Annotated in this window: 10 protein-coding genes; 4 read left to right on the top strand and 6 right to left on the bottom strand. The window is 71.0% G+C overall.

Annotated elements, in window-relative coordinates:
- The first annotated feature begins 53 nt into the window (after positions 1 to 53).
- Positions 54 to 638, top strand: coding sequence for an RICIN domain-containing protein (locus tag ACIODU_RS06330; protein ID WP_356420132.1), 585 nt, complete (start codon positions 54 to 56; stop codon positions 636 to 638).
- On the opposite strand, the gene ACIODU_RS06325 is transcribed toward ACIODU_RS06330, so the two are convergent.
- Genes ACIODU_RS06325 through ACIODU_RS06305 form a run of 5 tightly spaced genes read right to left on the bottom strand, consistent with a single transcriptional unit; the run spans position 623 to position 8283 of the window.
- Entirely contained in the window at positions 623 to 2494 is a 1872-nt protein-coding gene (locus ACIODU_RS06325) for a right-handed parallel beta-helix repeat-containing protein (RefSeq protein WP_401764518.1), read from the bottom strand. The genes ACIODU_RS06330 and ACIODU_RS06325 overlap by 16 nt on opposite strands.
- A complete protein-coding gene (locus ACIODU_RS06320) occupies positions 2494 to 4950 on the bottom strand; it encodes a glycosyl hydrolase family 95 catalytic domain-containing protein (protein ID WP_401764515.1) in 2457 nt (818 codons plus the stop codon). The genes ACIODU_RS06325 and ACIODU_RS06320 overlap by 1 nt, the downstream gene beginning before the upstream one ends.
- A gap of 45 nt (positions 4951 to 4995) precedes the next feature.
- Complete coding sequence (locus tag ACIODU_RS06315) at positions 4996 to 6354, bottom strand: sugar ABC transporter substrate-binding protein (RefSeq protein WP_356420140.1); 1359 nt, start codon at positions 6352 to 6354, stop codon at positions 4996 to 4998.
- A 53-nt stretch (positions 6355 to 6407) separates the two neighbouring features.
- Complete coding sequence (locus tag ACIODU_RS06310; RefSeq protein WP_401764513.1) at positions 6408 to 7340, bottom strand: carbohydrate ABC transporter permease; 933 nt, start codon at positions 7338 to 7340, stop codon at positions 6408 to 6410.
- A 10-nt stretch (positions 7341 to 7350) separates the two neighbouring features.
- The gene (locus ACIODU_RS06305) at positions 7351 to 8283 is read right to left on the bottom strand and encodes a sugar ABC transporter permease (RefSeq protein WP_356420145.1); all 933 of its coding nucleotides are present in this window, start codon (positions 8281 to 8283) and stop codon (positions 7351 to 7353) included.
- A 190-nt stretch (positions 8284 to 8473) separates the two neighbouring features.
- On the opposite strand from ACIODU_RS06305, the gene ACIODU_RS06300 reads away from it, so the two are divergent.
- Together ACIODU_RS06300 and ACIODU_RS06295 are read left to right on the top strand one after the other, a co-directional pair.
- Positions 8474 to 9754, top strand: a complete 1281-nt coding sequence (locus tag ACIODU_RS06300) for an ROK family transcriptional regulator (protein ID WP_401764510.1) — start codon at positions 8474 to 8476, stop codon at positions 9752 to 9754.
- Positions 9755 to 9877: 123 nt separating this feature from the next.
- Positions 9878 to 10750: an aldo/keto reductase gene (locus ACIODU_RS06295; RefSeq protein ID WP_401764507.1), complete on the top strand. Its 873-nt coding sequence runs from the start codon at positions 9878 to 9880 to the stop codon at positions 10748 to 10750.
- A gap of 121 nt (positions 10751 to 10871) precedes the next feature.
- Here the strand turns inward: ACIODU_RS06295 and ACIODU_RS06290 are convergent, their stop codons facing one another.
- Positions 10872 to 12686: a CocE/NonD family hydrolase gene (locus ACIODU_RS06290; protein ID WP_401764504.1), complete on the bottom strand. Its 1815-nt coding sequence runs from the start codon at positions 12684 to 12686 to the stop codon at positions 10872 to 10874.
- Positions 12687 to 12729: 43 nt separating this feature from the next.
- Between ACIODU_RS06290 and ACIODU_RS06285 the strand changes: the two genes are divergently transcribed.
- Positions 12730 to 13407, top strand: a complete 678-nt coding sequence (locus ACIODU_RS06285) for a TetR family transcriptional regulator (RefSeq protein ID WP_401764501.1) — start codon at positions 12730 to 12732, stop codon at positions 13405 to 13407.
- Positions 13408 to 13499: the final 92 nt, after the last annotated feature.

Genomic DNA, 13499 nt, shown 5'->3' with positions numbered 1-13499 from the left:
GAACTACGGTAGGTTCCTGGGCGACAACGTCCCCGGAAAACAGGAGAGATCACGTGGTTCGGAAGTTATGTCACCTCGGCGGGCGCGCGGTCGCGGCCGTCCTCGTCGGAGTGTTCAGCCTGCTCCTGCCCACCGCGGCGCAGGCCGCCGAGAACCCCGGCATTCGCTACACGACGAGTTTCCGTGACGCCGCCGTCTACGCGGTGCGGGCGTCCGGCAGCGGTAAGTGCCTCGACCTCCGCGGCGGGGGCCGCCCCCAACGCGGCGCCGTCGTCCAGACGTTCGACTGCAAGAACGAACTCCACCAGTACTTCCACTTCCAGAGCCTGGGCAACGGCACCTTCACGATCGGCGCCTTCGGTGTGTACTGCCTCGGACCGCAGGGCGGCGGCCCCACCCCCGGCGCTCCGCTCGTCCTGACGACCGGCTCCGGCTGCTCCACCTTCACCTGGAACCACCGCGCCACCCCGCAGGACGCGAACCGCTGGGAGATCGTCGAGGCGACCACCGGGCAGTGCGTGCGCGACACGGGACGGCGTTCCCAGACCGTGCTGGGCGCCTGCGGCAGCAACGCCGCCCCGTGGCCCGAGGTCTGGGCCCCGCGGTACGCCGGGAACTACAACTACGACCAGTTCTGACCCCGGACGCCGGCTGACGGTCCGGCCGCGTCGCCCCCGTCGGCCGCACCGGCCGGGCTGACGCGGACCGGGCTGCCGGACCCCGCGCCCACCTCCGCGCCCGGACAGTGGTCGAGCCGTACCGAAAGGCTGCCCGAGGCCGCCGTGTTGTCGAGGACGACAAGACCGTCGACGCTCGTCGCGTCCACGATCCAGTGGCGGGCCTCCGGGCCCAACCACCGGTCCTCGTCGCCCTCGTGCGGCCACGGCGCGCAGTTCGAGACGTGGTTGCCGAGCACCCGGATGCCGCGGTGCACGGACCTGCCGCCGGCGGGGAAGTGCGGAGGGCTGATCTGCACCGCCGGGCCGCCGAGCTCTTCGAACCGGTTGTCGCGGACGGTGCAGTCGGCCACCGGCCCCGACTCCCAGTAGCTGCCCGCCTCGCAGGTGATCAGGACGCCGGCCATACCGAGACCCGTGAACACGCAGTCCTCGATGAGGACCGGCTTGCGGGTCGACACGAGGACGCCGCGGGTCGGCAGGTTCAGGAACGTCGAGCGCCGTACGGTCACGGCCGGCGTGCGGGTGATGTTCTCCACGGCCAACTCGCCGGGCGCGGAGGCGGTGACGGCGCCGGGCAGCGGCCCCGCGCACCGGATCCGCATGCGCGTCAGGTCGTGCGCGTGGTCCCGTCCGCTCGGCCCGTCGACACCCAGCACCTCCACGTCGGTCGCGACGACGGTGCCGTCGTCCACCCGTACGATCTCGCACCGTTCGCCGGCCGAGAACTGCGGGAAGCCCGCGGTCTCCGGGTGGGGGTAGGACAGTTCCAGCTCGTCGCCGTCCACCCGGTCGACCCGCAGATAGAGGCCGTGCACGTTGATCGCGTCGTCGTGCGCGCCGTCGAAGCGGCAGTCCTCGACCACCACCCGGCCACTGAGGCCGGACGCCTGCACGAAGTCGGCGAAGCCGGCCGTGGTCCGGCCCGTGCCCTCCCGCGTGGCGAAGACACAGCTCTGTACGAGGAGGTCGCCGCCGCTCTGCGCCAGCAGCCCAAAACCGTGCAGGTATCCGAAGCGCACGGCGTGGAACCGGGCGTACCCGCTCTCCAGGACGAAGACCCCCGGATGGTCCCGGTCGGTGTGCCGGAGCTGGTAGACGAGCCCTTCGTCGTCCGGTACGGGAGCGTCCGCCCGGTAGTCGATACGCAGGCCGCCGGGCGCCGCCGTGACACGTTCCACGTGGTCGAAGAGCGGGCATTCCGTCCGCCGGGTACGGCTCACCCGGGGGTCGAGCACCTGGCAGTAGTCGAGCGCCCCCTCCCCGGTCCACGCCGGTTCGCCGCCGTCGGGGCCGGTCTCCCCCCGCCAGGTCACGGTGCGGCCGTGGGGACGTACATCGGTCCCCGGCGGCACCGAGACCAGGCGGTACGGCCTGCCCCCGGCGACGCCGGTCTCCCGTACGGTCACCTCCACGACGGTCGGCTGCACCATGTCGACGGCGAAGTCGTGCAACTCGGCCCGGCCGCAGTCGATGACGGCGATCGTCGTCTGCCGGCCGTGGTACTCGAACAGGGCGCCGCCGCCGTCGATCTCGATGTCGTCGAATCCCTCCAGCAGGATCCCGATGGCCTTCTCGCGGTAGCGGGGATCGGCGCCGACGGTGTTCGAGACGTACAGCTCACGGCGTACCGCCGACGACGCCCGGAAGGCATAGGTGCCGGGCGCGAAGCGGAGCGTCACGGGGCCGCCCGCCCGCCGTGCCGCCGCGATCGCGTCCCGTACGGCGGCCGAGGAGTCGCGCAGGCCCGTGGGGTCCGCGCCGTGGGCGGTCACCTCCACGACGTGGCGGGGCGCGGTGGTGGTCGGTACGGTCATCAGCTCGTCGTTCTCCTTGCGAGGTGCCGGCCGTCGAGGGTGACGGCTCCGTGTGTCAGGTCGACGGTGGTACGGCGGCCGTGCGCGACGACAGTGACCGGTGCCCGCGCGTGCGCGCCGCGCGGGGTGAGGGTCGCGGTGGTGAGCGCAGGGCGGCCGTGGTCGTCGGCGTCCCACGCGAGGTCGACACGGACGCCGGGGCGTGCGATCAGCCCCCGTACCGATCCACGGGTCCAGGCCGGGGGGACGGCCGGAAGCAGTTCGATACGGCCGGTGTGACTCTGGAGAAGCGCCTCGGCGACGCCCGCGACGTACCCGAGATTGCCGTCGATCTGGAACGGGGGGTGCGCGGCGAAGAGGTTGGGGTACAGGCCCGCGCGCTGGCCGACCCGGTCGGCCGGGGCGGGGCGCAGCATCAGCCGGACGAGGTCGGCGACGTGGTCCGGCTGCCGGAGGCGGGCGCGCAGCGCGATCCGCCAGGCGAGGGACCAGCCGGTCGACTCGTCCCCGCGGGCGTCGATCGAGGCGGCGGCGTTCGGGTGCAGGTCCGGGGGGAGGCCCGGCCCCGGGTGGAGCGGCCAGAGGTGGCTGAGATGGCGGTGGTACGGTTCCGCCGCCACCGGGTCGTCGCGCCATTCGGTGATCAGGCCGTCCCGCCCGGTCGAGGGGCCGGGGATCATCGCCCGGGCGCGGCGCAGGCGGGTGAGCAGTTCGTCCGTACCGTCACCGGACGCGAACTCGGCGACGGCGTCGAACAGGGCGGCGACGAGGGCGAGGTCCATCGCGGACGACCGTCCCACCGCGCTGATGCCGGCGGGGGTGCGGAAGTGGTTCTCCGGTGAGGTGGACGGGCTCGTGCCGAGCGTCCCGTCACCGGCGGGAACGAGCCGGTGGAGCGCGAACTCGGCGGCGCCGCGCAGCAACGGCCGTACCCGACCGAGCAGTTCGGGGTGGCCGAAGCGCACCAGGTCGGCCAGTTCGAGCGACAGCCAGGCTCCCGCCATCGGCCAGAAGGCCCAGGCAGGGTCGGCGTCGCCCGTACCGACGGGTGGGGTGTAGGCCCACGCGTCGGTGTTGTGGTGGGCGACCCAGCCGGGTGCCGCGTACAGCTCGCGCGCGGTGACGGCGCCCGTGACGGCGAGTGCCTCCACGAGGTCGAGCAGGGGGACGGCGCATTCGGCGAGGTCGGTGACGCCGGCGGCCCAGTAGTTCATCTCGGTGTTGATGTTCAGGGTGTAGCCCGAACTCCACGGCGCGCGCAGCTCGGTGTTCCACAGCCCTTGCAGGGTGGCGGGCAGGCCGCCGGGCCGCGAGGAGGCGAGCAGCAGGTACCGGCCGTAGTGGAACAGCAGGACGGCGAGCCCGGGGTCGTCGGCGAGGACGTCCCCTCCTTCGCCGGCCGCCGTCACCCGGCGCCAGGTGGCGGCCGTGCCCTCCGTGCTCTCCGGATCGCCGGGACCGCCCCCGATCCGCAGCGCGACGCGGTCGTACCGTGCCGTGTGATCGGCGCGGTGGCGTACGCGAAGGGCCGGAACGCCCAGCCGGAGCGCGGCTTCGGCCGTCCCGGCCGCCGCGTCCAGTACGTCGTCCGGACGCGTCGGCCGTCCGATCCCGCCGAAGGTGGTGGCGGTCGCGACGACGAGGTCGAGTCTGGTTGCCGATCGCGCGCTCAGCTCGGCCGTACCGGACGGGTGGGCGGCGGTCGCGTTGTGGGCGAGCCGCGCGTGGACAACACCGCGCAGGGCGTCGCCGGGTGACGCGGACCAGACGACCGGGTGATCGGGTTCATGCGGCGGTGGTACGTCGGACGGCATCCGGAACCGCAGTTCCGCCGTGTGGTCACCCCCCTCGCGTCGCAGGAGCGCGAGGGGGGTGGTCAGCTCGACGGTGACGTCCAGGGGCGCGTCGGCTTCGACCGAGACGACGAGCACTGAGTCGGGTGCGGAGACGAACACCCGTTGGCACACCGCGACCGTGCCGAGGCGGAATCGTGTCTCGACCTCGGCGTGGTTCAGGTGCAGGACGCGTCGGTAGCGGTCGTCCTCACTCCCCCGGTTCTCTTCTTTCGTCCCGTCGTCGGATCTCCCCCGGGAGCCGGACGCGGACCCCGGGGACGGCGCCAGGGTGAGGACGACGTCCGCGAAAGGGAGATAGGACTGCGCCCAGCCGGACTGCACCCGCTGGACCTCCCGGGTCGCGGCGTCGTACGCGCCCCGGGCGAGGTGGCGGCGGGCCCGCTCCAGGGCGGCCGGCCCGTCGGCGGGCGGCCGGGGGGCGCTGCCCGGCCCGCCCGACCACGCCGTTCCGTCGTTGAGCGAGATCCGCTCCCGCGCGGTGCCGCCGTGGACGAGGGCGCCGAGGCGCCCGTTGCCCAGCGGCGCGGCCTCCAGCCAGCTCCGCGCGGGGGCGTCGAAGACGATCCGGTGAAGGTCGCCGTCACCCCGGGTCGCGTCCATCCTGCGTGTCACCTTCGTCCTCGCCCGGCCGACCGATCGCCCTCCCTACTTCTGGCCGATCGTCTCCTTGCTCTTCTCCTGGAGCTGCTTGAACACGCTGTCGCCGACCTGGTGCTCCCAGTACTGCTGGAAGACCGGGACGACCGCCGTCTGGAGTCCGGCGCCGTTGGAGTAGTTGGCTCCGGCGCTCAGACCGCTCTTGAGGTAGTTGCTGAAGGCGGAGATGTCCATGCCCTTCGCCGCCACTTGCTTGGCCGTCGTGTCGAACACCGCCGGGATCCCGGAGAAGAAGGCCGGGTTGGCCTGCGCGGCCGCCTTCTGGCAGGCGTCGGAGGTCATGTAGGTCAGCCACTTGTAGGCGCCGTCCTTGTTCTTCGAGCCCTGCCACATGAATTCGAGGTCACCGCCGCCCTGGATGAGGCGGTTGCCGGTCTTGCTGTCCTTGACCAGGGGCGCGACGCCGACCTTGACCTTGGAGTTTCCGGAGAAGGTGGCCACGTCCCACGAGCCCTGGATCATCATCGCGATCTTGCCGCTGGTGAGCTGGTCCTCGACGCTCGTATTGGCACCGAACTCCCCTATCTTCGGGGCGTACCCGTCGTCGGAGAGCGAGCGCAGGTACTTCATCGTCTCGCTGAAGCGGGGGTCCGCGTACGGGATCTGGGTCGGGTACGGGAAGGTGTCGCCGGCCTTCCAGCCGAGGGCGCCGGCGAAGGAGCTGAACGTCTGCGAGCCGTTGGGGTCCTGCGGGGCCATGAGCTGGAAACCGTACGTCGCGACGTGCTTGGCGTCGAAGCCCGGCTTGTCGCCGTGCACGCCGTGCTCGTCCACGGTGAGGGCCTTGACGACCTTGCCGAAGGTGCCGCCGTCGGTGGGGTTCCAGGTCAGGTCCTGGATCTGCGCCTCGGTGACACCGGCCTTGGCCAGCAGGTCCTTGTTGTAGTAGATACCGGTGGCGTTCCAGTCCACGGTCAGGCCGTAGGTCTTGCCGTCGGTGCCGGTGACGGGATCGATGCCCTTGGCGAAGTTGTTCTTGTAGCCGTTCTCCTTCAGCAGCGGTCCGATCTCGGCGATCTGGTGCTGCGCGATGTACGTCGGGTAGTACTGGCCCGAGGCCTGGAAGACGTCCGGCGCGTTGCCCGCGACGAAGTTGGCGGTCAGCTTCGTGAAGTAGTCCGGCACGTTGTAGCGGGAGATCTTGACCGTGTACTTGGGGTTGGCCTGTTCGAAGCCCGCGACGCAGGCGCCCATGGCGGTCACCATGTTCGGGTCCCAGTTCCAGTAGTTGATGACGGTCCTGCCGCCCGCGGTGGTGGTCCCTCCGCTGCTGGACGAACAGCCCGTGAGAGCCGTGGCGCCGGCCAGGGCGACCGCGACCAGAGCGGTGAGCGACTTTCGCTGCATTCCATTACTCCTCGTTGAGTGGGGTGTGCGTGCCGGGGGGGGCGGCGCCGGTGTCAGCGGATGCCGGTGAAGCCGATGGAGTTGACGATGCGCCGGCCGAAGACGACGAACACCAGGAGCATCGGCAGCGCGGCGACGAGCGTCGCGGCCATGAGCCCGCCCCAGTCGGGTGACACGGTCGGGGCGTTCTGCTGGAACGAGGCGAGCCCCACCGTGAGCGGCTCGGTGCTCTTGTCGTTGGTGACCAGCAGCGGCCAGAAGTACTCGTTCCAGGTGTTGATGAACGTCAGGATCGTCAGTGTGGTGATCGGTCCCGTGGTCATCGGGATGGTGACGGAGAACAGCGCCCTGATCGGTCCCGCGCCGTCGATCCGCGCCGCTTCGTCGATCTCCGTCGGCAGGCCGAGCATGAACTGCCGGAGGAAGAAGATGTTGAACGCCGAGAACAGCGCGCCCGGCAGGATCAGGCCGGGGAACGTGTTCAGGAGGCCGAGGTCCTTGATGAGCACGAAGTTCGGCAGCATGCTCATGATGCCCGGCACCATGAGCGCCACGAGGAACAGCGAGAACACCAGGTCGCGCCCCCGCCAGTACAGGCGCGCGAACGCGTACGCCGCGGTGGTCGAGCAGAAGATGACGAGCACCGTCATGAGCGACGCGTACAGCGTGGAGTTGCGCAGGTAGAGCAGCAGGTCGCCCGAGTCGAGGGCGCTCAGTGTGCCGGTGGCGTTGCCGTGTACGAGCCCGAGGACGCGTCCGAAGCCGCTGAGCGTGAGGCCGACCGGGGCCAGCGACTGGGGGTCCCGTGACAGGGCGTCGTTGGAGGACAGCGCGGTCCGCAGGATCCAGTAGAAGGGGAAGATCGTGACGGCCAGGACGGCCCCGACGTAGATCCACGCGAGGACGCGTCCGACGGGGACACGCGACGGCCGGCCCGTGACGTGGGATCCGCCCGGGGCTCGCCGGCTCGATGAGAGGAGGGACACGGAGCTGTCCTCAATTCGTGTCGGACTCGTTGGCGCGGGTCACACGCAGTTGGATGAAGGTGATGGCGGTGAGCATCGCGAACAGGGCGAGCGACATCGCCGACGCGTAGCCGAAGTTGTACTGGCTGAACGCCGTGTCGTAGATGTACATCTGGAGGACGTTGCTGGCGTTGGCCGGACCGCCCTTCGTCGCCACCTGCACGATGTCGAACACCTGGATGGAGCTGATGACCGACAGGATCACGACCATGGCCAGGATCGGCCGCAGCAACGGCACCGTGATGTGGCGGAACATCCGCATCTCGGACGCCCCGTCCAGGCGCGCGGCCTCGTAGATCTCCCCGGGGATCGTCTGGAGCCCCGCGAAGATGAGGACCGCGTTGTATCCCATCGACTTCCAGACGCTGATCAGTGCCACGGAGGGGATCGCGAGCGCGCTCGATCCGAGGAACTCGACGCGCTGCCCGGTCACGGCCTTGATCGCGACGTTCACGATGCCCAGTTGCGGGTCGAGCATCCAGGACCAGATGACGGCGGCGACCACTCCCGAGATGAGGAAGGGGAGGATCACCAGCCCTCTGATGACCGTCGACCGGGTCAGCCGGTGGAGGACGACCGCGGTGACGAGCGAGACCAGGATGCCGATCGCGACGCTGAGGACGACGAAGTACAGCGTCGCCCGGAGCGAGTGCCAGAACGTCTGGTCGCCGAGCATCTGGCGGAAGTTGGCGAGTCCGGTCCACTCCGCCGGGGAGAGGATGTGGTACGTCGTGAAGCTGAAGTACGTGCCCCGCACCGTCGGGTAGACGGCGAAGACGACGAACCCGATCAGGGCCGGCGCGATGAGGAGCCAGGCGGCGGTCGCGTGCCCGCGGTGGGCGGGATGCCGTCGACGGGACCGCGGTTCGCGCGCCGGGACCCGTGAGGGGGTCAGTGTTGACACCGCTCCTCCCTTCGGTATTTTCAACAGAGTGATTACTTAATCGGACAGTAGGGGTACGTTTTCGGCCCCGTCAAGATCTCTGCACCCAGGAAAGTTTTGGCGGACACCGGCCTCGGCGGGCTCACGGACCGTCAGGACGCGGTGGGCGGGTACGGTGACCGTCCCGTACGGAGCGAGGGGGAAATCGCAGATGAGCGGTACCGGTGTCAATCTCGGCGCACTCGCCGAGTTCAACGTCGCCGTCGTCCTCGACGCGATCCGCCGCCACCCGTCGGGTGTGACGCGCACCAGGGTCTCCACGCTCACGGCGCTCAGCGGCATGACCGTTTCGAACGTCTGCCGGAGACTTGTCGAGGCCGGGCTCGTGATCGAGCGGGCCACACCGGCCAAGGGCCGGGGCAAGCCGCCCAAGCTCCTCACCCTGAACCCCGGCGGCGGGTTCGCGGTCGGCGTGCACATCGACCCCGCCGTGATCACCTACGCGCTGATCGACCTGTCCGGGCGGGTGCGCGAACGCATCCGTACGGCGACCCCCACGGTGCAGGACCCGGCCAAGGTGGTACGGGAGATGGCGGCCATGGTCGACGCCCTCCTGCTGACGGCGGCCGTCGACCGCGCGAAGGTCCTCGGTGTCGGCGTGGCGTCGCCGGGCCCGATCGATCCGGCGACCGGCGTCGTGCTCAACCCCCCGATGCTGCCCGGCTGGCACCGGGTGGAACTGCGCTCGGCCCTCCATCTCGCCACCGGCCTGCCGGTCCTCATCGAGAAGGACGCCACGGCGGCGGTCGTGTCGGAGCTGTGGTTCAGCGAGCCGGGCGCCCGCCGCAACTTCGCCTTCCTGTACTACGGAACGGGCTTCGCGACCGGCGTCGCCATCGGCGGCTCGGCGGTTCGCGGCGTGAGTTCGAACGCCGGTGACACCGCCCACGTACCGGTCGACCCCGGCGGCCCGGTGTGCGCCTGCGGCCGGCGCGGCTGTGTCGGTGTGGTGACGGCCCCCCGGACGCTCGTCGCACACGCCGTCCACCACGGTGTGCTGACGGAGGATCAGGCGGGCGACACCACGGACGTCCTCCAAGTGGGCGCCGCCTTCGGCCTCCTGGCGGACGCGGCGGACGCCGGCGTCCCGGAGGCGGTGGAGATCCTCACCACCGCCGCACGGCAGATCGCCCGGGCCCTGGTCGTCGTCATCAACCTGCTCGACGTCGGAGAAATCGTGTTCGGCGGCCCGTTCTGGTCCCGGATCGCCCCCCTCGCGCTGACCACGCTGCCCGAGGCGGTGCGCTCCGACCCCGGCCTCGTGGTACCCCACGGCATCCGCTTCAGCGAATCGGCCATACCCGACGACGTGGCGGCGGTGGGCGCCGCCACCCTCGTCCTGGACAACTCCTTCTCCCCCCGCCCGGAGGCACTGCGCATCGCCACCGAGGCCCATCCGCCCTCCGGCGCCGACGGGGTCACCCGCCCCTGAACGCGGCCGTGCGGGCACGCCCCCGACACGGCGCATCCGTACGGAGCGGGAACCGGAACGGGCCCTAGAGTGAGGCGCAAAAGCGCCATAGGGTCTATTTCATCCAGAAGGGGCGGACCGGAAATGCGGACACGCCAGATCGGTGACGTCGAGGTCAGCGCCGTAGGACTCGGTGCCATGAATCTGTCACTCGAGGACCGGCCCGACGAAGCGCGGGCGATCGCCACCATCCACGCGGCGATCGACGCCGGCGTCACCCTCATCGACACCGCGGACTCGTACCACCTCGCGGGGCACGACGAGGTCGGGCACAACGAGCGGCTGATCGCCAAGGCACTGGCCTCCCACAGCAGCGGGTCGGACGTGCTCGTCGCCAGCAAGGGCGGTCATACGCGACCCGACCTCAACCCCGGCCCGTACATCTGGCCGGTCAACGGACGCCCCGAGCACATCAAGGCCGCCTGCGAGGGCTCGCTCCAGCGGCTGGGGGTCGAGGCGATCGGCCTGTACTTCCTGCACAGCCCCGACCAGGACGTACCGTACGAAGACTCCGTCGGCGCGATCCGCGACCTGCTCGACGCCGGGAAGATCCGGATGGCCGGCGTCTCCAACGCGAGCACCGCGCAGATCGCACTCGCCCATACCCTTCTGGACGGACGCCTGGCCGCCGTGGAGAACCAGTACTCCCCCACGTTCCGCTCCAGCGGACCCGAGCTGGAGCTCTGCCACTCCATGGGCATCGCGTTCCTGCCCTGGGGCCCCATGCGCGGCGTCTCCCGCTCCGACGCAGGCACCCCCGTCCACGACCGGTTCGCCCGCGTCGGCCAGGCACACGGGGTGAGCCCCCAGCAGGTGGTCCTGGCCTGGATGCTCGCGACATCCCCCATCGTCATCCCCATCCCGGGCTCCACCCGGCCCGAGACCGCACGCGACTCGGCGGCGGCGGTCGACCTCACGCTCACCGACAGCGAACGCGCGGAGCTCGACACCGCCTGAGCCGCGGCGTCGGACTGACGGCGAGGGCCGCGCACCGCGGCCGGACGCGGCCCGGGACGGGGCGAGAAGCACCAGTTGCCGGTCCACGGACTCCTCGACGTCAGTGCGGCTCGATTTGACGTCAGTGCGGCACGGTGCCCGCGTGCTGGGCGACGACCGGGCTGTCCGCCGGCCCCGGGCCGGTGACGAGCGGCAGGTTGACCGCCGAGAGCGTCGTGGGTGAATGGTGGACCGTATAGGTGCCGGGGAGGGTCCGCCGCTGGGGATCGGTGGGGTAACAGGGATCCACTCCCAGCGGCGCGAGGCAGGCGGCCTTGGGGGTCTGGGTGGTGAGGGTCAGCCGCAGCGCGTGGCCGGGGGCGAGCCGGGTGACCCGGGGAGACAGGCCGATCGTCAGGGGATACGCCCGCCCGGGCCGCAGATACCGGTCCGCGGTGAACGTGCCGTACGGGCGGATGACGACGCCCTTCGCGTCGCGCCACGACCGGTCCGTGTCGAGCGCGCGCAGGCTCGCGACGAGGGAACCGGAGGTGATCTTCGTGGCGGTCCCGTCGGGGGCGATGTCGTCCAGCTGGGCGATGAGGGTGAGGTTCGTGCCGGTGGAACTGGCCGTCAGGCGCGCGCTGATCGGGCCGGCCAGGTTCGCGCCCGCGCGGAACGGTTGTGTGGTGTAGGTGAGTCGCCCGTCGGCGGCGGACGGTTCGGTGTACGTGATCCGGTCCGCCCCCGTGGAGCGCGGCCGGGCGGGGCCGAGGGTGCCGTCGCGGCCGAGGTAGTAGGGGGTGTAGGCGCGGACCTGCTGGAAGGCCGTGGTGTGGACCCAGTTGCCGGTGCCCTGCTGGTAGAGGTGCAACGGGGCGGTGGCGGAGCCGAGATCGGTGCGCCTGCCCTTGAGCCAGGTGTCGAACCAGTCGAGCGCCACCGCGCGGTCCACGCCTTCGCCGTGCCCCCCGGGGCCGACAAAGGCCTGGTAGCGGGGCGTTGTGCGCTGCCCGGGCGCGGGACTCGCATGGACAGGCCGGTGGAAGTACGCGTTCTGAAGGTACGTGTACATCTCCTGGGAGCCCTGCGCGTAGAGGTCGAGGTTCCCGCTCCACAGCAGGGTCGGGATGTCCGCCCGTACGATCGCGGCGGCCAGGTTCCCGGGCGTGCGGTACGTCGCCCACGCCCCGGCGTACGCCTTGTCGCCTCCCTCCTGCACGTTCGCGGCCAGGGCCGTGCCGTACGCGCCGGCGCGCGGGCCCATCCGGGTGCCGAGATAGGTGAAGTAGTTGCGGATCTGGGTGGGCATCCCGCCGGAGACCATCGCCTCGCGGTACGTCTCCGCCCCGGCGCACGCCGGGAGCATGGCCTTCACGGCGGAACCGCGCGGGAGCAGCGAGGCGGTGAAGAGCTGGTTGATGCCCAGGTACGAGCAGCCGGTCAGCCCGACCGTCCCGTCGGACCCGGTGAGGCGGTCGGCCGCCCACGCGACCAGCTCGACCCCGTCACGGCGCTCGCGGGGGCCGAACATGTCGTACGTCCCGCCGGAGCGGCCCGTACCGCGCACGCAGACCGACGCGTAGATGTATCCGTGCTCCACGAAGTACGCCGGGTCGCCGAGGGCGCCCTGTCCCAGGCCGCGCAGGTTCCCCTCCGTGGTGTCGCAGGCGTACGGATTCTGGGAGAGCAGGACGGGGAACCTGCCCTTGGCGCGCTGCCCGGTGGAGGGGTCCGCCGGATGGATGACATCGCCTGTCAGCGCCGTACCGTCGCTCATCTGCACGCGCACGTCGGGGACCGTCGTGCTGCCGTACGCCGCCGGGGCCCGTCCGGGGCCGGCTTCGGCCGGCGTGGAGGGGACGATCAGCGCGGCCAGGAGGGCGGCCAGGGCGGGAAGAGCGGTCAACAGCCCCCGCCCCAGGGGTGATCGGGTGGAAGGAGAAGCGATCGGCATGCGGCCCACCATAACGCACTCGCATACGCGTTAAGATGGGCATATGCAGAGAGCCAGATCACCCGAGAACAAGGCACGCCGCGCGGAGGACCTGCTACGGGCGGCCGAGGCGGTCGCGCTCGAACGCGGCGGCGTCCGGTACGTGACACTGGCCGCCGTCACCGAGCAGGCGGGTCTCCACCGCACGGGAGTGCGGCGCTACTACGCCAGCAAGGAGCAGTTGCTCCTCGAACTGGCGGAGCGCGGGTGGGGCCAGTGGCGCGACGCGGTGCGGAAGGAGATCGCCGGGCACACCGGTCTGACACCCGCTCAGGTGGCGGCCGTGGTCAGCAGGACGCTGACCTCGCTGCCGGTGTTCTGCGACCTGCTGACGCACACGGTCCTGCACCTCGAAGGTGACGTCGGCCTCGAACGGGCCCGGCAGTACAAGACCGCGGCGACCGCGGCACGTGACGACATCGCCGCCGCGGTGAGCCGAGCGAGCACCCTGACGAGGGAACAGATCGTCAGCCTGCTGGCGGTGGCCGGTTTCCTGGCGGCCGGTTTCTGGCAGGTCGCCAACCCCACTCCCACGCTGGCGAAGTTGTACGAGGAGGAGCCGGGGTGGGGGTATGCCACCACCGACATCGGCCCCCGTCTCGACGCCATGCTGGCGACGTTCGCGGCCGGTTTGACCACGACGGGACCTCCCGCTCCGGAAGCCCCGATCCCGGAACCGTAAGGCCGGCCGGGTGACGACGATCCCACCGACCGGACCACCGCCGCGTCCACGCGGGAAAGTGAAGCGTGACCGGCGCGTCCGTGGCTCCCCGA

Source organism: Streptomyces sp. NPDC088261, from assembly GCF_044740805.1.
Lineage (GTDB): Bacteria > Actinomycetota > Actinomycetes > Streptomycetales > Streptomycetaceae > Streptomyces.
Note: the sequence above shows the minus strand (reverse complement) of the source record. Positions and strands in the feature narration are given on the sequence as shown.